Source organism: Streptomyces sp. NPDC047853 (genome assembly GCF_043204535.1).
Classification (GTDB): Bacteria; Actinomycetota; Actinomycetes; order Streptomycetales; family Streptomycetaceae; genus Streptomyces.
Window position 1 is genome coordinate 1 of record NZ_JBIDCI010000020.1, and the last position, 19,972, is coordinate 19,972.

Annotated in this window: 3 protein-coding genes and 1 pseudogene; 3 read left to right on the top strand and 1 reads right to left on the bottom strand. The window is 75.2% G+C overall.

Annotation, left to right across the window (positions count from 1 at the left end):
• Positions 1-18: 18 nt before the first annotated feature.
• A pseudogene (locus tag ACGF5T_RS29435) lies at positions 19-17,412 on the top strand (type I polyketide synthase); the annotation flags it as partial.
• Between the two features lie 238 nt (positions 17,413-17,650).
• Positions 17,651-18,298 carry a dihydrofolate reductase family protein gene (locus ACGF5T_RS29440; protein ID WP_366767846.1) on the top strand — a complete coding sequence of 216 codons (648 nt, stop codon included), beginning with the start codon at positions 17,651-17,653 and terminating at the stop codon, positions 18,296-18,298.
• A 120-nt stretch (positions 18,299-18,418) separates the two neighbouring features.
• Here the strand turns inward: ACGF5T_RS29440 and ACGF5T_RS29445 are convergent, their stop codons facing one another.
• Positions 18,419-18,814: a RidA family protein gene (locus tag ACGF5T_RS29445; protein ID WP_366767845.1), complete on the bottom strand. Its 396-nt coding sequence runs from the start codon at positions 18,812-18,814 to the stop codon at positions 18,419-18,421.
• 136 nt (positions 18,815-18,950) lie between these two features.
• Between ACGF5T_RS29445 and ACGF5T_RS29450 the strand changes: the two genes are divergently transcribed.
• The gene (locus tag ACGF5T_RS29450) at positions 18,951-19,946 is read left to right on the top strand and encodes a WYL domain-containing protein (RefSeq protein WP_366767844.1); all 996 of its coding nucleotides are present in this window, start codon (positions 18,951-18,953) and stop codon (positions 19,944-19,946) included.
• Positions 19,947-19,972: the final 26 nt, after the last annotated feature.

The following is a 19,972-nucleotide window of genomic DNA, read 5'->3' on the forward strand; positions in this document are numbered from 1 at the left end:
ACGGCTGAGGCCGCGGGTGTGGATGCCGTGGTGGTGGGTTCGCTGCGTCGTGGTGAGGGGGGTCAGGAGCGTTTCCTGACGGCTCTGGGCGAGGCATGGGTGGCGGGAGCCGGGGTCGACTGGTCCTCCGTCGTCCCCACCGGACGCCGCGTGGAACTGCCGGCCTACGCCTTCCAACGTGAACGCTACTGGCCGCGCCCCGTGATGTCCGGTGACGTGTCCGCGGTGGGGCAACAGGGCCTGCGCCACGCGATCCTGGGCGCGGCCGTCGTCCTGCCGAGCGGCGGTGCGGTGCTGACGGGGCGGTTGTCGCAGTCGTCGCACCCCTGGCTCCAGGACCACGCGGTGCGAGGCCAGGTCTTGGTCCCCGGTACCGCGTTCGCGGAGCTGGCACTGCGCGCCGGTGACCAGATGGGCTGCGGGTTCCTGCGGGAACTGGTGCTGCGGACACCGCTCCTGCTCTCCGCCCGGGCCGGTGTCGCGCTCCAGGTCGGCATCGGGGCGCCCGACGATTCCGGCGACCGCTCCGTCGAGGTGTGCTCCCGCCCCTCCGACGACGCCCCATGGGTGTGCCACGCGACCGGACTGCTCGGCGAGTCCGGCGCGGACGCGCCCACGGAGCCGACGACGTGGCCGCCGCCCGGCTCACGTCCCGTGGACCTGGCCGGCTTCTACGACGGACTCGCGGAGGCCGGCTACGGCTACGGCCCAGCGTTCCAGGGCCTACGAGCCGCATGGCGCGACGGGGACACCGTCCTCGCCGAGGTGGAACTGCCCGAAGCGGTCGACGCCGCGGGTTTCGGCATCCATCCGGCACTGCTGGACGCGGCCCTGCACGCCGTCGCGGTCACCGCCGACGCCGACTCCGGCACCCGACTCCCCTTCGCCTGGCACGGCGTCACACTCCACGCCACCGAGGCGACCGTACTCCGCGTCGCCCTCACCACCACCCCCGACGGCCTGAACGTACGAGCCACCGACCCCACCGGCGCACCCGTCGTCACCGTCGACGCCCTCGTACTGCGCGACATCACCCCCGACGCCCTGCGGCAGGTCGGTGAACAGCACCTGCGCGAGGCCCTGTTCGCCGTCGACTGGACCGCGCTGCCCGACCCCGCCCCCGGCAACACTCCGCCCGACCCCTCCGCATGGGCGCGCCTCGACCCCGACGGACCGCCCCCGGCACACGACACGCCGCCGCCCCCCGTCGCCCTCCTCACCCTCCCCCGACCCGCGCCCGACGCGCCCCTGTCGGCCGACACCGTCCACCGCACCACCCAGGACGTGCTCCGCACCGTCCAGGGCTGGCTCGCCGACGACCGGTACCTCGACACCCGTCTGGTGGTCGTCACCCGCGGGGCCGTCCCCGCCGTGCCCGGCCAGACGGTCACCGACCTCGCCGGGGCGGCGGTCTGGGGCCTGCTGCGCTCCGCCCAGTCCGAACACCCAGGCCGTATCCTCCTGCTGGACCGCGACCCCGCCGGCACCGACGGCGACATCTGGCCGAACTGGGCCGTCACCGACGACGAACCACAGGTCGCGATACGCGACGGCCGGGCCCGCGCACCCCGTCTCGTCCGCCCGCCCGCCGACGACGGCCTGCCCCTGCCCGCGGGACCCGCCGCCTGGCGACTGGACGTCACCGACGAGGGAACCCTCGACCACCTGACCATGCTCCCCGCGCCCGACGCCGACGCCCCGCTGACCACCGGCCAGGTGCGGGTGGCCGTACGCGCCGCCGGTGTCAACTTCCGCGACGTCCTGATCACCCTCGGCATGTACCCGGACCGGGCACAGATGGGCGCCGAGGCGGCCGGCGTCGTGACCGAGGTCGGCCCCGAGGTGCACGACCTCGCCGTGGGCGACCGGGTGTTCGGCTTCTTCACCGGCGGCATCGCCTCCCGCGCGGTCACCGACCGGCGACTGCTGGCCCCCGTGCCCGCCGGCTGGACCTTCGCCCAGGCGGCCGCCGTACCGGTCGTGTTCGCCACCGCGTACTACGGGCTGGTGGACGTGGCCCGCGCCCGGCCGGGCGAGTCGGTGCTCGTGCACTCCGCCGCCGGCGGCGTCGGCATGGCAGCGGTACAACTCGGCCGCCACCTCGGCCTGGAGGTCTTCGGCACCGCCAAGCCCGGCAAGTGGGACACCCTGCGCGCCGCCGGCCTGGACGACGCGCACATCGCCTCCTCCCGGGACCTCGCGTTCGAGCAGCGTTTCCGCGCCGCGAGCGACGGCCGGGGCGTGGACGTGGTGCTGAACTCGCTCGCCGGCGAGTTCGTCGACGCGTCCCTGCGGCTCCTCGGCGACGGCGGCCGGTTCGCCGACCTGAGCCGCACCGACCTCCGCGACGCCGCACAGGTCGCGGCCGACCACCCGGGCGTGCGCTACCAGGCGTTCAACCCCGCCGAGGCCGGCGCCGACCGGATACGGGAGATCCTCGCCGAGGTCCTCGCCCTGTTCGACGCCGGGACCCTGGACATGCTGCCGGTCACCGCCTGGGACGTACGGGACGCGGTGTCCGCCTTCCGGCACCTCAGCCAGGCCCGGCACGTGGGCAAGAACGTGCTCACGGTCCCGACGCCGCTCGACCCCGACGGCACGGTCCTCATCACCGGCGGCACCGGCACGCTCGGCGGCCTGCTCGCCCGGCACCTGGTCACAGCACACGGGGCACGGAACATCCTGCTGCTCAGCCGCCGGGGCGCGGACGGCACCGACGCGACCGAACTCCTCGCCGACCTGCGTGCCGCGGGCGCCCGGGCGACCGTGGTGGCCTGCGACGCCGCCGACCGCAGCGCGCTGGCCGACGTACTGGCGGCGATACCGGACCGGCATCCGCTGACCGGAGTGATCCACGCGGCCGGCGTCCTCGACGACGGCGTCTTCGAGTCGATGACCCCCGAGCGGGTCGCGGCGGTGCTCCGCCCCAAGGTGGACGCCGCCGTCCATCTGCACGACCTCACCCTGGACACCGACCTCGCCCTGTTCGTGCTCTACTCCTCCGCCTCGGCCACCCTCGGCACCGGCGGCCAGGCCAACTACGCGGCCGCCAACAGCTTCCTCGACGGGCTCGCCTCCTACCGCCGCGCCCGCGGACTGCCCGCCCAGTCCCTCGGCTGGGGCCTCTGGCAGCAGGCCAGCACCATGACCGGCCACCTCCTCGGCGACGCCACCCCGACCGGGAGCCGGACGGGCGCCACCCTCGGCACCGAGCAGGGCCTGGCGCTCTTCGACGTCGCGGCCGCGACACACACCCCGCACCTGCTGCCCCTCCCCCTCGACCTCACCCGGAGCAGCGAGGTCCCCGCCCTGCTGCGCGGCCTGATCCGCCCGGCCGGCCGACGCGCGGCCGGCCGGAACGAGGAAACCCACAACGCCCTCGCCACCCGGCTGCACGGACTCTCCGCCACCGACCGGCGCGACCTCCTCCTCGACCTCGTCCGAGGCAACGCGGCGACCGTGCTGGGCCACGCCCGGACCGACGCCGTCGGCGTCCGCCAGGCCTTCCGCGACCTCGGCTTCGACTCGCTCACCGCGGTCGAACTCCGCAACCGGCTCAACACCGCGACCGGGCTCCGGCTCCCCGCCACCCTCGTCTTCGACCACCCGACGCCCACCGCGCTCGCCGAACACCTCGGCACCCGCCTGGGCGGCGAGCCCGCCCCCGTACCGGCGACGCCCAGGGCGACCGCCGCCGCACCCGGCGAACCCATCGCGATCGTCGGCATGGCCTGCCGACTGCCCGGCGGAGTCGCCTCGCCGGCCGACCTGTGGCCGCTGGTCAGCGAGGGTCTGGACGCGACCTCCGGCTTCCCGGCCGACCGGGGCTGGCCGCGGGACCTCGTCGGCGCCGAGGCGGCGCGCGGCGGGTTCCTGGACGAGGCCACGCACTTCGACGCCGCCCTCTTCGGGATCTCGCCGCGCGAGGCCCTCGCCATGGACCCGCAGCAACGACTGCTGCTCGAAACCGCCTGGGAGGCGTTCGAGTCCGCCGGTATCGCGACCTCGGACGCGCACGGCTCCTCCACCGGCGTGTTCATCGGCGCCGCGCACGCGCAGTACGGCCACGGCATGCGCCTGACGGACAACGCCCTCGGGCATCTGATGACCGGCACCGCGACCAGCGTGGCGTCCGGCCGGCTGGCGTACACCTTCGGCCTCGAAGGACCGGCCGTCACCGTCGACACCGCCTGCTCCTCGTCGCTGGTGGCGCTCCACCTGGCCGTGCAGGCACTGCGCAACGGCGAGTGCGGGATGGCGCTCGCCGGCGGGGTGACCGTCCTCGCGACCCCGGGTGTGATCACCGAGTTCGACCGCCAGCGCGGTCTGGCGTCGGACGGACGCTGCAAGGCCTTCTCCGCCGAAGCGGACGGCACCGGAATGTCCGAGGGCGTCGGCCTGCTGCTCGTGGAGCGGTTGTCGGACGCGGAGCGGCTCGGCCACGAGGTCCTGGCCGTGGTGCGGGGCAGCGCGGTCAACCAGGACGGTGCGTCCAACGGCCTGACGGCACCGAACGGCCCCTCCCAGGAGCGGGTGATCCGTCAGGCGCTGGCGAACGCGCGGCTCGCGCCGTCGGACGTCGACGCGGTCGAGGCGCACGGCACCGGCACCAGGCTCGGCGACCCGATCGAGGCGCAGGCGCTGCTCGCCACGTACGGACAGGGCCGCGACGCGGACCGTCCGCTGTGGCTCGGTTCGGTGAAGTCCAACATCGGCCACACCCAGGCCGCCGCCGGCGTCGCGGGCGTCATCAAGATGGTGCTGGCGATGCGGAACGGGGTGCTGCCGCCGACTCTGCACGCGGATCAGCCCACCCCGCACGTCGACTGGTCGACCGGCGCGGTCGAACTGCTCACCGAGCCCCGCCCGTGGCCGCTGTCCGACCGGCCGCACCGGGCCGGCGTGTCGTCGTTCGGCATCAGCGGCACCAACGCCCACGTCATCCTGGAGGCCGCGGGACCCACGCCCTCCGACGCCACGCCCACGCCTGTGCCCACGCCCGGCCCGGTCAGCTGGCTGGTCTCCGCGCACACCCCCGAGGGCCTGCGCGCCCAGGCGGCACGACTGGCGACCGCCCTCTCCGCGTCGCAGGCCGGAGCGCACGACGTGGCCTGGTCACTGGCCACCACCAGGACCGCGCTGGACCACCGCGCGGCGATCGTCGGCGACGACCACGGCGCCCTGGTGGCGGGGCTGACCGCGCTGGCCTCCGGCGACCCCGCCGCGCACGTGGTCTCGGGCGCGGTCGCCGAGGGGCGCACGGCGTTCCTCTTCACCGGCCAGGGCGCGCAACGGGCCGGCATGGGACGAGGGCTGTACCAGGCGTACCCGGTGTTCGCCGAGGCCTTCGACGCGGTCTGCGCGGAACTCGACCGGCACCTGGAACGCCCAGTACGCGACGTGGTCTTCGACGGCGTCGACCTCGATCGGACCGTCTGGACGCAGGCCGGGTTGTTCGCGGTCGAGGTCGCGGTGTTCCGGCTGCTGGAGTCCTGGGGTGTGGTCCCCGACGTGTTGGTGGGCCACTCGGTCGGTGAGATCGCGGCCGCCCACTGCGCGGGCGTGTTCTCACTCGCCGACGCGTGTGCGCTCGTCGCCGCACGGGGCCGGCTGATGCAGGCACTGCCCGCCGGCGGGGCGATGCTGGCGGTGCGGGCGACCGAGGCGGAGGTGGTCGAGGACGTACGGGGCCGGCTGGACGTCGCGGCGGTGAACGGACCGACGTCGGTGGTGGTCTCCGGTGACGCCGCGACCGTCGACGAGTTCGCCGCGAAGTGGTCGGGGGAGGGGCGCAGGACCAGTCGTCTCACGGTGTCGCACGCCTTCCACTCGACCCTGATGGAGCCCATGCTGGCGGACTTCGCCTCGGCCGCGGAGTCGGTGGCCTACTCCGAACCCCGTATCCCCCTGGTCGCCGCGACGGAGGGCGGGCAGCCGTCCACCCCCGGGTACTGGGTGCGCCAGGTACGCGGCACCGTCCGGTTCGCCGACGCCGTACGGGAGGCGACCGCACGCGGCGTCACCCGGTTCGTCGAGGTCGGCCCCGACGGGGTGCTCTGCGGGATGGCGCAGCAGAGCGCCGGTGACGCCGTGTTCGCGCCGGTGCTGCGCCGTGACCGGGACGAGCACGAGACCGCCCTGGCCGCGCTCGGCCGGCTGTGGGCCGCCGGTGCGGAGGTCCACTGGCCGGCGGTGTTGCCCGCCGGGCGCCGGGTCGCCCTGCCGACGTACGCCTTCCAGCGGGAGCGGTACTGGCCGGAGCCGGCGGCGGTCGACCCGGCCGCACCCGCCGACGCGGACGAGGCACGGTTCTGGGCGGCCGTCGACCGCGAGGATCCGGCCGGACTCGCCGACACCCTCGGCCTGCCCGACGCCACCACCCCCCTGGACGCCCTGGTCCCCGCACTCTCCCGGTGGCGGCGCTCCCGCCGCCAGGAGTCGGTGATCGGCTCGTGGCGCTACCGCGTCACCTGGACCCCGCTCCACCACCTCACCGGCACCACCGCCACCCTGTCCGGCACCTGGCTGGTCGCTGCCACCCCGTCCGACGCCGAACCGGCCGCCCGCCTCGCCGAGGCACTGCGCGCCGCCGGAGCCGAGGTCGCCCCCCTGGACCGGGAGGCCGACCCGCGGGGCGCCCACGCCTGTGCCACCGTCGCCGGAGTCGTCGCCCTGGCCCCGACGTCCGCCGTCGTCACCGAGTCGGTGGCGCTGCTGCGGCAGTTGGACGAGGCGGGGCTGGACGCGCCGGTGTGGATGCTCACCAGCGGGGCGGTGTCGATCGGCCGCTCCGATCCGCTGCGCGAGGTGGCCCAGGCGCAGGCCTGGGGCCTCGGGCGGGTGGCGGCACTGGAACAGCCGCGCCGCTGGGGCGGTCTGATCGACCTCCCGGCCGACATCGACGCCCGCGCCGCCCGCGTCCTGGTCTCCGTACTGGCCGGTGGCACGGGCGAGGACCAGGTCGCCGTACGGACCTCCGGCGCGTACGGCCGCCGTCTGGTACGCGCCGCCGCCGACGAGCCGACCGGCACCCCGTACACGCCCTCCGGGACCGTCCTCATCACCGGCGGCACCGGAGCCCTCGGCAAGCGGGTGGCGCGCCGGCTGGCCGAACGAGGAGCACCGCGCCTGGTCCTGCTCGGACGTCGCGGCGCCGACACGCCGGGCACCACCGAACTGGTCGCCGAACTGGCCGCGCACGGCTGCGAGGCGACCGTCGTCGCCTGTGACGTCACCGACCGGACGGCGCTGGCGGCCGTCCTGGACGCGATCCCCGAAGAGCACCCCCTGACCGGCGTCGTGCACGCGGCCGGCGCCGCACAGGCCGTACCGCTCGCCGACACCGACGAGGCCGAGATCGCCCGCGTCCTGGACGCCAAGGTGACGGGCGCGGCTCATCTCGACGAGCTGACCCGTGAGACGGACCTGGACCTGTTCGTGGTCTTCTCCTCGATCGCGGCCACCTGGGGCAGCGGCGGCCAGGGCGTCTACGCGGCCGCCAACGCCCACCTCGACGCGCTCGTCGAGCGGCGGCGGGCGCACGGACGCAGCGGCACCTCCGTGGCCTGGGGGCCGTGGGAGGGCGAGGGGATGGCCACGCAGGGCGGGGCCGAGGAGTACCTGTACCGCCACGGCCTGGTCGCCATGGCACCGGACCTCGCCGTGCGCGCGCTGGAACGCGCGGTGGACCTCGACGAGAGCTGTGTGACCGTCGCCGACGTGGACTGGGAGCGGTTCGCGCCCGCCTTCACCTCCGGCCGGGACAGCGCTCTGCTCACCGAACTGCCGGACGCTGTACAGGCGTTGGCACCGGCGACCGTCGCCGCCGACCGCGGCTCGACCTTCCGCGACGAGCTGGTCGCGGCACCCGAGAGCCGCCGCCACGGCATGCTGCTCGACCTGATCCGGGCCCGTGCGGCCGTCTCGCTCGGGCATGCCTCCGCGGAGGCGATCGAGCCGGACCGGTCCTTCCGCGACGCCGGTTTCGACTCGCTCACCGCCGTCGAGCTGCGCAACCTGCTCGGCGCGGACACCGGGCTGACCCTGCCCGCCACCCTGGTCTTCGACCACCCCAACCCCACCGCGCTGGCCGAGCACCTGTCCGCCGGACTCCTGGAGCCGACCGGCACGCTCGCCGGCACGACCACCGCCGTCGGCGCCGCGGACGAACCGATCGCGATCGTCGGCATGAGCGCCCGCTACCCGGGCGGGGTGCGCGACGCCCAGCAGCTGTGGGACCTCGTCGCCCACGGTGTCGACGGCACCGCCGAGTTCCCGGCCGACCGCGCGTGGCCGCGGGACGTCGTGGCCGGAGCGGCCGCACGGGGCGGATTCGTGGACGGGGCCACGGAGTTCGACGCCGGTCTGTTCGGGATCGGCCCGCGCGAGGCGCTCGCGATGGACCCCCAGCAGCGGCTGCTGCTCGAAGCCTCCTGGGAAGCGTTCGAGTCCGCCGGACTGAATCCGCGTTCACTGCGCGGCCGGCCGGTCGGCGTCTTCGCCGGCGCCTCCTCCTCCGGATACGGGGGTCCGGGCGACGGCCTTGAAGGCGCCGGCGGGTATCTGCTGGCCGGCACTGCCAACAGCGTGATCTCCGGCCGGGTGGCGTACACCTTCGGCCTGGAGGGACCCGCGGTCACCGTCGACACCGCGTGCTCCTCGTCGCTGGTGGCGCTGCACTGGGCGGCGCAGGCGCTGCGCAACGGGGAGTGCGAGCTGGCGCTGGCCGGCGGGGTGACGGTCATGGTGTCGCCCGCGGCGTTCGCCGAGTTCGCCCGGCAGGACGGACTGGCCTCCGACGGGCGCTGCAAGTCGTTCGCGGGCGGCGCGGACGGCACCGGCTGGGGCGAGGGCGTGGGCGTCCTGGTGTTGGAGCGCCTCTCCGACGCCCGCCGCAACGGCCACGACGTCCTCGCGGTGGTACGCGGCAGCGCGGTCAACCAGGACGGCGCGTCCAACGGTCTGACCGCACCCAACGGTCCGTCCCAACAGCGCGTCATCCGCCAGGCGCTGGCCGTCGCGGGCCTGGCTCCGGACGAGGTCGACGTCGTCGAGGCACACGGCACCGGAACCCGCCTGGGCGATCCCATCGAGGCGCAGGCGCTGCTGGCGACGTACGGACAGGGCCGGGACGAGGACCACCCGCTGTGGCTGGGCTCCGTCAAGTCCAACATCGGCCACACCCAGGCGGCCTCGGGCGTGGCGGGCGTGATCAAGATGGTCATGGCCATGCGACACGGCGTGCTCCCCGCCACCCTCCACGTGGACGAGCCGACCCCGCACGTCGACTGGTCCGCCGGCGCGGTGCGGCTGCTCACCGAGGCCCGGCCCTGGACGGTCACCGACCGCCCGCGCCGGGCCGGGGTGTCGTCGTTCGGCATCAGCGGCACCAACGCGCACGTCCTGCTGGAGGGCGCACCGGCGCCCGACGCAGCGTCCGCACCCCCGCGTGCCCCGCGCCCCCTGGGCTGGACGCTGTCCGCCAAGACCGCCGACGGTCTGCGGGCCCAGGCCGCGCTCCTGCGGGGGCTGGTGGCCGACCCCCAGGTCGACCCGTACGACGTGGCCTGGTCGCTGGCCACCACCCGGGCCGCCCTGGACCATCGGGCGGTGGTCGTCGGCACCGACCGGGACGAACTCCTCGCCGGGCTCGCCGCGCTCGCCGACGGCAGGACCGCCGCCCAGGCGGTGTCGGCGGTAGCGACGCGGGGGCGAACCGCTTTCCTGTTCACCGGCCAGGGCGCGCAGCGCACGGGCATGGGACGTGGACTGTACGAGACGTTCCCGGTGTACGCGGACGCGTTCGACGCGGTCTGCGCCGAACTGGAACCGCACCTGGACCACCCGGTGCGGGACGTGGTGTTCGACGGCACCGGCCTGGACCGGACGGTGTGGGCGCAGGCCGGACTGTTCGCCGTGGAGGTCGCGGCGTTCCGGCTGCTGGAGTCCTGGGGCGTGGTCCCGGACGTGCTGCTCGGCCACTCGATCGGCGAGGTGGCCGCCGCGCACTGCGCCGGGGTGTTCTCGCTGCCGGACGCCTGCCGACTCGTGGCGGCACGCGGGCGGCTGATGCAGGCCCTGCCCGCCGGCGGCGCGATGCTCGCGGTGGAGGTGACCGAGGCCGAGGTCGTCGAGGCGATCGGGGACCGGCTGGACGTCGCGGCGGTGAACGGCCCGTCGTCGGTGGTGGTGTCCGGCGCGGCCGAAACGGTCGAGGAGTTCGCCGCCCGCTGGCGCGACCAGGGGCGTCGTACGCGCCGGCTGACCGTGTCGCACGCGTTCCACTCGGCACTGATGGAACCGATGCTCGCCGAGTTCGCCGCCGTGCTGGAGAAGACGGACTTCGCCGAGCCCCGCATCCCCGTCGTGTCCGACCTGACCGGCCGGCCCGCCGAACCCGGACTCCTGTCCAGCCCCGACTACTGGGTACGACAGGTCCGCGAGACGGTGCGGTTCGCCGACGGGGTCGAGTGGCTGCGGCTCGACGGCGTGACCCGCCTGGTGGAGCTGGGCCCGGACGGAGTGCTGTGCGGGATGGCCCGGCAGACCGACGCCGACGCCGTGTGCGTCCCGCTCCTGCGAGCCGACCGGGACGACACCGTCACCGCGTTGCTCGCCCTGGCCCGGCTGTGGACCGACGGCGCGGACGCCGACTGGTCGACCACGGCACCCGGCGGCCGCCGGGTCGCCCTGCCCACCTACCCGTTCCAGCGCGACAGGTATTGGCCGCGCGCCGTCACCGCCGCCGCGCAACCGCCCGCCCGTACGACGGACTCCCGCTTCTGGGACGCGGTCGAGCACGAGGACATCGACGCCCTCGCCGACCTCCTGGACGACCCCCGCACCCTGGACGTGCTCGGCGCGGCGCTGCCCATGCTCTCCTCGTGGCGGCGACAGCGGCGGAAGGAGTCCGCGATCGACTCCTGGCGCTACCTCGCGACCTGGCGTCCGATCACCGACCTGTCCCCGACCCCGGTACTGACCGGCCGCTGGCTGGTGGTCGTCCCGCAGTCCCCGCCGGCCCCCGCGCCCGCCCAGGAGGTGTCCTCCGCGCTGGTCGGCGCCGGCGCCGAGGCCGTCCACCTCGTCCCCGTCGGCACGGACCGGGCGGCCCTCGCCGTCCAGCTCGCCGAGGCCGGACCGGTGAGCGGGGTGGTCTCCCTCGCGGCCTGGGCGGACGACGGGACGCCTCGCACCGGGCCGTCCGCCGGCCTTCGCCTGACCCTGTGCCTGCTCCAGGCGCTCGGCGACGCCGGAATCGACGCCCCCCTGTGGGCGTTGACCAGCGGCGCCGTCTCGGTCGGACGGTCGGATGCGTCGCCCGCCGCGGTGCCGGCGCAGCTCTGGGGACTCGGCCGGGTGGCGGCACTGGAACAGCCCGACCGGTGGGGCGGCCTCCTCGACCTGCCGCCCGTGCTGGACGCCAGAGCCGGGGCACGCCTCGCCGCCGTCCTCGCCGGCGGGACCGGTGAGGACCAGGTGGCGGTACGCGCGGCCGGCGTGTACGGCCGTCGCCTGGTGCGCGCCGAGTCCGCCGGCAGCACCCCGTGGTCGCCGTCGCGGCCCGGCTCCGTGCTGGTGACCGGTGGCACCGGAGCGCTCGGCGCGGCGGTCGCCCGCTGGCTCGCCGACCGGGGCGTACCCCACGTGGTCCTGATGGGCCGACGGGGTCGGCGGGCTCCGGGGGTGGCCGAGCTGGTCGCCGAACTGGCCGACGCGGGGACCCGGGTCACGGTCGAGACCGGCGATGTCACCGACCGCGCGGCAGTGTCCGGCGCCCTGGAGCGGCTCCCGGCCGAACAGCCGCTGATCGGTGTGGTGCACGCCGCCGGGGTACTGGACGACGGCACGCTCGACGCGCTCACCCCGGAACGCTTCGAGACGGTGCTGGCCGCCAAGGTGTCCGGACTGGTCGCCCTGGACGAGGCGACCCGGGGAGCGGAACCGGAGTTCTTCGTGGCGTTCTCCTCGCTCGCCGGAACGGTGGGCAGCGCCGGACAGGGCAACTACGCCGCCGCCAACGCCTTCGTCGACGCGTGGATGCACGGCCGCCGGGACCGCGGGCTGCCCGGGGTCTCGGTCGCCTGGGGCCCCTGGGCGCAGGACGGTATGGCGGCCGACGACCAGGCGGTCGCCGACCGGCTGCGGCGCGGTGGCCTGTCGCCGCTGGACCCCGAACTCGCCGTCGCGGCGCTGGCGGGTGCCCTGGTCCCCGGTGACCAAGACCCGGTGATCGCCGACATCGACTGGCCGCTGTTCGCGGCCGGGCTGACCGGCGCGCGCCCCAGCGCCCTGCTGACCGAACTGCCCGAAGCGGCGTCCGCCCGTACCCCGGCCGCCGAGGCCGACCCGGCCACGGAGTTCCGGGCGGAGCTGACGGCGGCACCGGCGGCTCGGCGCGGCGCGCTGCTGCTGGAGGCGGTCCGCTCGTGGGCGGCGACGGTGCTGGGCCACGGCTCGGCGGAGGCGGTCGGCGTCGGCCAGGCGTTCCGGGACCTCGGCTTCGACTCGCTCGCCGCCGTCGAGTTCCGGAACCTGGCCGGCGTACGGACCGGGCTGCGGTTGCCCGCCTCCCTGGTCTTCGACCGGCCGACCCCGGCGGAGCTGGCGCGGTACCTCGGCGAGGAACTGTTCGGCGGCGAACAGGTGCCCGCACCGGCCGTCGTCCCCGCGACCGCGACGGGAGCCGCCGCCGAGACGGACGAGCCGTTGGCGCTGGTCGGCATGGCGTGCCGCCTGCCCGGCGGCGTCGGTTCCCCCGAGGACCTGTGGGACCTGCTCATCGGCGGGGTGGACGCCATGACGACGTTCCCCACCGACCGGGGCTGGGACCTCGCCGCGCTCCCCGGCCTCCCCGCGCTGCGCGGCGGATTCGTCGACGGCGCCGCGGAGTTCGACGCGGGCCTGTTCGGGATCAGCCCGCGCGAGGCGCTGGCGATGGACCCGCAGCAGCGGCTGCTCCTCGAGACGGTGTGGGAGACCTTCGAGTCCGCCGGAGTGGACCCGCGCGCGGTACGCGGTCGCTCCGTCGGGATGTTCGTCGGCACCAACGGACAGGACTACCCGGTGGTGCTGGCCGCATCCGCCGACGAGGGCCTGGACGCCCACGCGGCCACCGGCAACGCGGCGGCGGTGCTGTCCGGCCGGGTGTCCTACGCCTTCGGTCTGGAAGGGCCGGCGGTCACCGTCGACACGGCGTGCTCGTCGTCGCTGGTGGCGCTCCATCTGGCCGCGCAGGCCCTGCGGCGCGGCGAGTGCGATCTGGCGCTCGCCGGCGGTGTGTCGGTAATGTCCACCGAGACGGCGTTCACCGAGTTCGCCCGGCAGGGCGGCCTGGCGGACGACGGCCGCTGCAAGGCCTTCTCGGCCGACGCGGACGGCACGGGCTGGGGCGAGGGCGTCGGCGTACTGCTGGTCGAGCGGCTGGCGGACGCCCGCCGCAACGGGCACCAGGTCCTCGCGCTGGTACGGGGCAGCGCGGTCAACCAGGACGGCGCCTCGAACGGCCTGACCGCCCCCAACGGGCCCTCCCAGCAGCGGGTCATCCGCCAGGCCCTGGCGGACGCGCGACTGGCGCCGTCGGAGGTCGACGCGGTCGAGGCACACGGGACCGGCACCAGGCTCGGCGACCCGATCGAGGCACAGGCGCTGCTGGCGACCTACGGCCAGGACCGGGACGCCGACCGGCCGCTGTGGCTCGGCTCGATCAAGTCGAACCTGGGCCACACCCAGGCGGCCGCCGGTGTCGCCGGCGTGATCAAGATGGTGCTGGCGCTGCGGCACGGCATGCTGCCGCCCACCCTGCACGCCGATCATCCCACCGAGCAGGTGGACTGGTCGGCCGGCGCGGTGGAGCTGCTGACCCGGGCCCGGCCGTGGCCCGAGGCGGGCCGCCCGCGCCGGGCGGGCGTCTCCTCGTTCGGCATCAGCGGCACCAACGCCCACATCATCCTGGAGGCCGAACCCGTCCCGGCGGACGAGGCCGCCCCGCACGAGCGCCCGAGCGACGGGACGACACCGCCCTGGCTGGTGTCCGGCCGGTCCGCCACCGCGCTCGCCGCACAGGCGAGGAGGCTGCACGCGGCCCTGACCGCACAGCCGGAGGCGGCCCCGGCGGACGTCGCCCGGTCCCTGCTGGCCCGGGCCGACCTCGAGCACCGCGCGGTGGTCATGGGCACCGGCCGCGCCGACCTGCTCGCCGGCCTCGCCGCACTGGCCGACGGCGCACCGTCCGCCGACCTGATCTCGGAGACGACCGGCGAGGGCCGTACGGCGTTCCTGTTCACCGGGCAGGGTGCCCAACGGGCCGGCATGGGAAGGGAGCTGTACGAGGCCTTCCCGGCCTACGCCGACGCCTTCGACGCGGTCTGTGCCGAGCTGGACCTGAAGTACGAACGTCCCGTGCGGGACGTGGTGTTCGACGGCGAGGGGCTCGACCGGACCGTATGGGCCCAAGCCGGCCTGTTCGCCGTCGAGGTGGCCGTCTTCCGGCTGCTGGAGTCCTTCGGCGTGGTCCCCGACGTCCTGCTCGGCCACTCGGTCGGGGAGATCGCCGCCGCCCACTGCGCTGGAGTCCTCTCACTCGAGGACGCCTGCGAACTGGTCGCGAAGCGCGGTCAGTTGATGCAGGCACTGCCCGCCGGCGGCGCGATGCTCGCGGTCGAGGCGACCGAGGCCGAGATCCTCGACGGCGTACGGGGCCGGCTGGACATCGCCGCGGTGAACGGCCCGTCGTCGCTCGTGGTCTCGGGTGCGGCCGCGGTGGTCGAGGAGTATGCCGCGAAGTGGTCGGCCGAGGGCCGCAGGACCAGTCGTCTCACGGTGTCGCACGCCTTCCACTCGGCCCTGATGGAGCCGATGCTGGCCGAGTTCGCCGAGGTCGTGGAGGCGATGACGTTCGCCGAGCCCCGGATCCCCGTGATCCCCGCGACGGCGGGCGCGGACCTGACCGGCCCCGACTACTGGGTGCGGCAGGTACGCGAGACCGTACGGTTCGCCGACGGAGTACGACAGCTGACCGAACAGGGCGTCACCCGCTTCGTGGAACTCGGCCCGGACGGCGTGCTCTGCGCGATGACCCGCCGGTCCGGCGCGACCGGCGCTTTCGCCCCGGTCCTGCGGCGGGACCGCGACGAGGTGCGCACGGCGTGGGAGGCGCTGGGCCGGATCTGGGCGGTGGGCGTGGACGTCGACTGGGCGGCGGCGGTGCCCGCGCACGGCCGACGGATCGCCCTGCCCACGTACGCGTTCCAGCGTGACCGGTACTGGCCGGAGCCGGCGACCTCGGCACCGGAACCGGCACCGGCCCAGGATGCGGTCGAGTCCCGGTTCTGGGCAGCGGTGGAGCGCGAGGACGTGACCGAGGTGGCGAGCGCCCTGCGGCTGGCCGCACGACCGGACGCGCTCGCGGCGGTGCTGCCGGCCCTGTCGTCCTGGCGACGGCAGGCACGGCAGCACGCGGCGCTGGACGGCTGGCGCTACCGGGTGGAGTGGACACCGGTCGCCGTACCGGACGCCCCCCTGGACGGCACCTGGCTCCTGGTCACCGAGGCGGGCGACGAGGACGGCGGCGACGTCGGGGAAGCCCTCCGCGCGGCCGCCGCCCACGTCGTCCCCCTGACGGTCGACGCGACCCGTCCCGACCGGGACGAGCTGGCCGCCCGGATCGGCACGGCGATGGCGGGCGACCTGCGCGGAGTCGTGCACCCGGCGGGCGACCGGGCCGAGCTGGCGGTGGCCCTCACCCTCGTCCAGGCCCTCGGCGACGCCGGGTGCGCCGCTCCGCTGTGGACCCTGACCCGCGGCGCCGTCGCGGTCGACGCGGCGGACCGGGTCACCCGGGCCGAGCACGCGCGGCTGTGGGGCTTCGGGCAGGCCGTGGCGCTGGAACACCCGCAGCGCTGGGGCGGCCTGGTCGACCTGTCCACGGACGGCGACCAGGACCTGACCCGGCTGGCCGCCGTACTGCGCGGAGACTCCCACGAGGACCAACTCGCCCTGCGCGACGGCCGGGTCCACGCCCGGCGCCTGGTCCGGGCCGACCGACCGGACCCCGCCACCACGCCCTGGACGCCGTCCCGACCGGGCACGGTCCTAATCACCGGCGGTACCGGAGCACTCGGCGCCTCGGTCGCGCGGTGGCTCGCCGGACGCGGCGTGTCGCACCTGCTGCTCACCAGCCGTCGCGGTGCGCGCGCACCGGGAGCCGACGCACTGCTCGCCGAGCTGAAGGCCCTGGGCGCGGATGCCACGGTCGCCCCCTGCGACGTCGCCGACCGGGACGCGGTGGCGGAACTCCTCACCGCCGTACCGGCCGACCGCCCCCTGCTCGGCGTGGTCCACGCCGCCGGCGTCGCCCGGTCCGGCCCGGTGGAGACCACCGGACTCGCGGACATCGCGGAGACCACCGACGGCAAGGTGCTCGGCGCGGCCCATCTGGACCAGCTCACCAGGGACGCCGATCTGGAGCTGTTCGTGCTCTTCTCCTCCATCGCCGCCACCTGGGGCAGCGGCGGCCAGGCGCTCTACGCGGCCGGCAACGCCTATCTGGACGCGCTCGCCCAGAGCCGCGCGGACCGGAAACTGGCCGCCGTCTCGGTGGCCTGGGGCCCGTGGGCCGGCGCCGGCATGGCGGTGTCCGGAGAGGCGGAGGAGTTCCTGCGCCGCCGCGGCCTGACACCGCTCGACCCGGCCCTGGCGATCGCCGCGCTGGCCCAGGCGGTCGACGGCGGCGAGACGAACGTGACCGTCGCCGATGTGGACTGGGCCCGGTTCACCCCGGCGTTCACCTCCGGCAGACCGAGCCCGCTGCTGCGCGAACTGCCCGAGGCCGCCGACACCGCAGCGCCGACCGGGACACCCGCCGAGCAGGAGGCCGACACCGGGCTACGGGACCGACTCGCCACGCTGAGCACCGCCGAGCGGCTGGCCGAACTGACGGAGCTGATCAGAAGCGCGCTCGTCGTCGTCCTCCGCTACGACGCGGACGAGCGGATCGACGGTGCCCGCCCCTTCCGGGACCTCGGGTTCGACTCGCTGACCGCCGTCGAGTTCCGGGACCTGCTGGCCCGCCGGTGCGGTACGCCGCTGCCGTCGACGATCGTCTTCGACCACCCGACGCCGGCCGCCCTCGCCGACCACCTGCACGACACGCTGCCCGGCGGCGATCCGGTCACCGACGTCGAGCCGCTCATCGGGGCACTGGACACCCTGGAGGCGGCGATGGCCGACTCGCCGCCGGACGGACTGTCCAGGGCGCGGGTCACCGTCCGCCTGCAGGCGTTCCTCGACAAGTGGACCGCCGACCGGCCGGCCGCCGCGGACAGCGCCGCGACCGACCGCATCCAGGCCGCCGACGACGACGAGCTGATCAACCTGATCCGCGACCAGCTCGGAGACGGAGCACTCGACTGATCCGAGACAGGGCTGAGGAGCACCGGGCTCACGAGCACGGGGCGCGGACGAGGGCCGCCGCCCGGGACCGACGACGCGTACGTGCCCGCCTCGCTCCTCAGTCGCTTCGCGGCCGGTGCGCAGCGGACGGACGGGAACGCGGAGGTGCCGCGGGCACGGCGATGACATCCTCCGGGCCCGCGGGTCTACCCTTCCGGCAGCGATGGTCGGAGATCACCGAACGGGAGCGGGTAGCGCCATGACGCAGTTGCTGCGGGTCCAGAACTTCACCGTCTCGAGTGACGGATTCGGCGCGGGTGAGGGGCAGAGCCTGGAGCGGCCCTTCGGCCATGCCGATCCGCTGAGCCTGATGAGCTGGGCCGGCACCACGGCCAGCTGGAAGATGCGGACGGAGCCGGGCGGCAGCCGCGGACTGGACGACTACTTCATCCGCGATCACGACCACCACGTCGGCGCCGAGATCATGGGCCGCAACAAGTTCGGCCCCCAGCGCGGCCCCTGGGAGAACGAGGAGTGGCAGGGCTGGTGGGGCGACGAGCCGCCGTTCCACACCCCGGTCTTCGTCATGACCCACCACGTCCGCCCCTCCTTCACCCTCTCGGACACCACCTTCCACTTCGTCGACGACGACCCCGCCAAGGTCCTGGCCCGGGCGAAGGAGGCCGCCCAGGGCAAGGACGTCCGCCTCGGTGGCGGTGCCACCACCATCCGCGCCTTCCTGGAGGCGGGCCTGGTGGACACCCTGCACGTGGTGGTGGCTCCGACGATCACGCTCGGCTCCGGTGCCCGCCTGTGGGAGTCCCCGGACGAGCTGACCGACCGCTTCCACCTCGACGTGGTCCCCAGTCCCAGCGGGGTGGTGCACCACCTGTTCTGGCGGAAGTGACGGCGCGGGCTCCGGTTCTCCCCAGGGAAGAACGGGGACCGGCCGCGACGGAGCCGACCACGGCCCACCCGCCTGCCGCTCTCGCCGGCGGGACCGCGCCCGGCGGCAGGCGGGGCCGGGTCACGCGACCGCCGTTCCCTCCAGCTCGACCAGCTGGCCCGGCACCGCCAGCCGCCTCACCTCGAGCAGCGTGGTGGCCGGGGCCACCCCGGCGGCTCCCAGCCGCGACGCCAGCACGCCGTACCGCGGCATCAGCAGATCGACGTCGGTCGTGAAGACTCCCAGCCGGACCAGGTTGGCGAGGGACATGCCGCCCCGTCCGAGCACGGCCTCCAGGTTGTCCAGGCTCAGCGCCAGCTGCGCGGCCATGTCGCCGTCGTGCAGGGGCTCCCCGTCGCCGCTCATCGCGGTCTGGCCGGAGCAGTACAGGGTCCGGGTGTGCCCGGAGACGAGCTCGCCCTGGTTGAACCCCCTCGCCACCGACCACGTCACCGGGTTGACTGCCGTTCGTTCCACTGTCACATCGACTCCTGTCGCTCGATCGGGCATGCGTACGCCCAGCGGCGTGGTCGCCGCCCTCGTGGACGCCGCTGCTCCAGAGCCTGCCGACCATTCATGACACCGATGGTCATGTATTGGATAAGGTCCCCCCATGCGCGCCGACAGGCTGGTCTCCCTGGTGCTGCTGCTCCGTCAGCGCGGCCGGCTGACCGCGGGCACGCTGGCCCGCGAGCTGGAGGTGTCCACCCGCACCGTGCTGCGTGACATCGAGGCGCTGTCCGCGGCCGGCGTCCCGGTCTACGCCGAACGCGGCCGGCACGGCGGGTTCGCGCTGTTGCCCGGCTTCCGGACCGAGCTCACCGGACTGAACCACGAAGAGGCCCTCGCCCTGCTGACCGCCGGGTCCGCACGCGGCGAGCAGGCCTTCGGTCTCGGCTCGGCGCTCGCCTCGGCGACGCGCAAGGTGGTCGACGCCCTGCCCGAGAGCCACCAGACCGCCGTGAGCGACGCGGCCGCACGCATCCTCGTCGCACCGGAGACCGACCTCCTCTCCCGCCGGACGCCCACGGAGGAGGTGCCGGGCAGCACGATGGCCGAGATCCGGCGCGCGGTCCTCACGGGCCGCAAACTCCGCCTCCACTACGCGGCCGTGGACCGGGCACCGCAGTGGCGCACGGTCGACCCGATCGGCCTGGTCACCGTGCGGGACCGGGGCTACCTGCTGGCCACGCGGTCCGGCGCGGACCGCACCTACCGGCTGTCCCGGATCCTGGCCGCCGAGGAACTGCCCGAGCCGGCACAGCGACCGGACCGGGTCGATCTGGACCGGGTCTGGCGGGAACGCTGCGCGCGGTTCCTGTCCGGCGACCACATCGCCGTGCTGATGCGGCTGAACCCGGAGCGGAGGGAGGACCTGCTGAACACCGCCGTAGTGGTCCGCGCCGCGGGCCCGGAACCGAGCCCGGGCCCGGAACCGGACGGCCGGCTGCGGCTCGAGGCGACCTTCCAGGACCTGCGCCATGCCGAGTGGGCGCTCTGGCAGCTCGGCACGGCCGCGGAGGCCCTGACCCCGGAGTCGTTGCGCACCTCCCTGCGCCGCCGCGCCGCCGAGATGGCCACCCGCTACGGACCGGCATCCGGCGCTTGACCTCAGGCGCCGACCGGCAGCCGGCG

Coding starts and splice junctions, on each gene's coding strand:
- ACGF5T_RS29440 (WP_366767846.1), top strand. CDS start 17,651: ATGACGCAGTTGCTGCGGGTCCAGAACTTCACCGTCTCGAGTGACGGA.
- ACGF5T_RS29450 (WP_366767844.1), top strand. CDS start 18,951: ATGCGCGCCGACAGGCTGGTCTCCCTGGTGCTGCTGCTCCGTCAGCGC.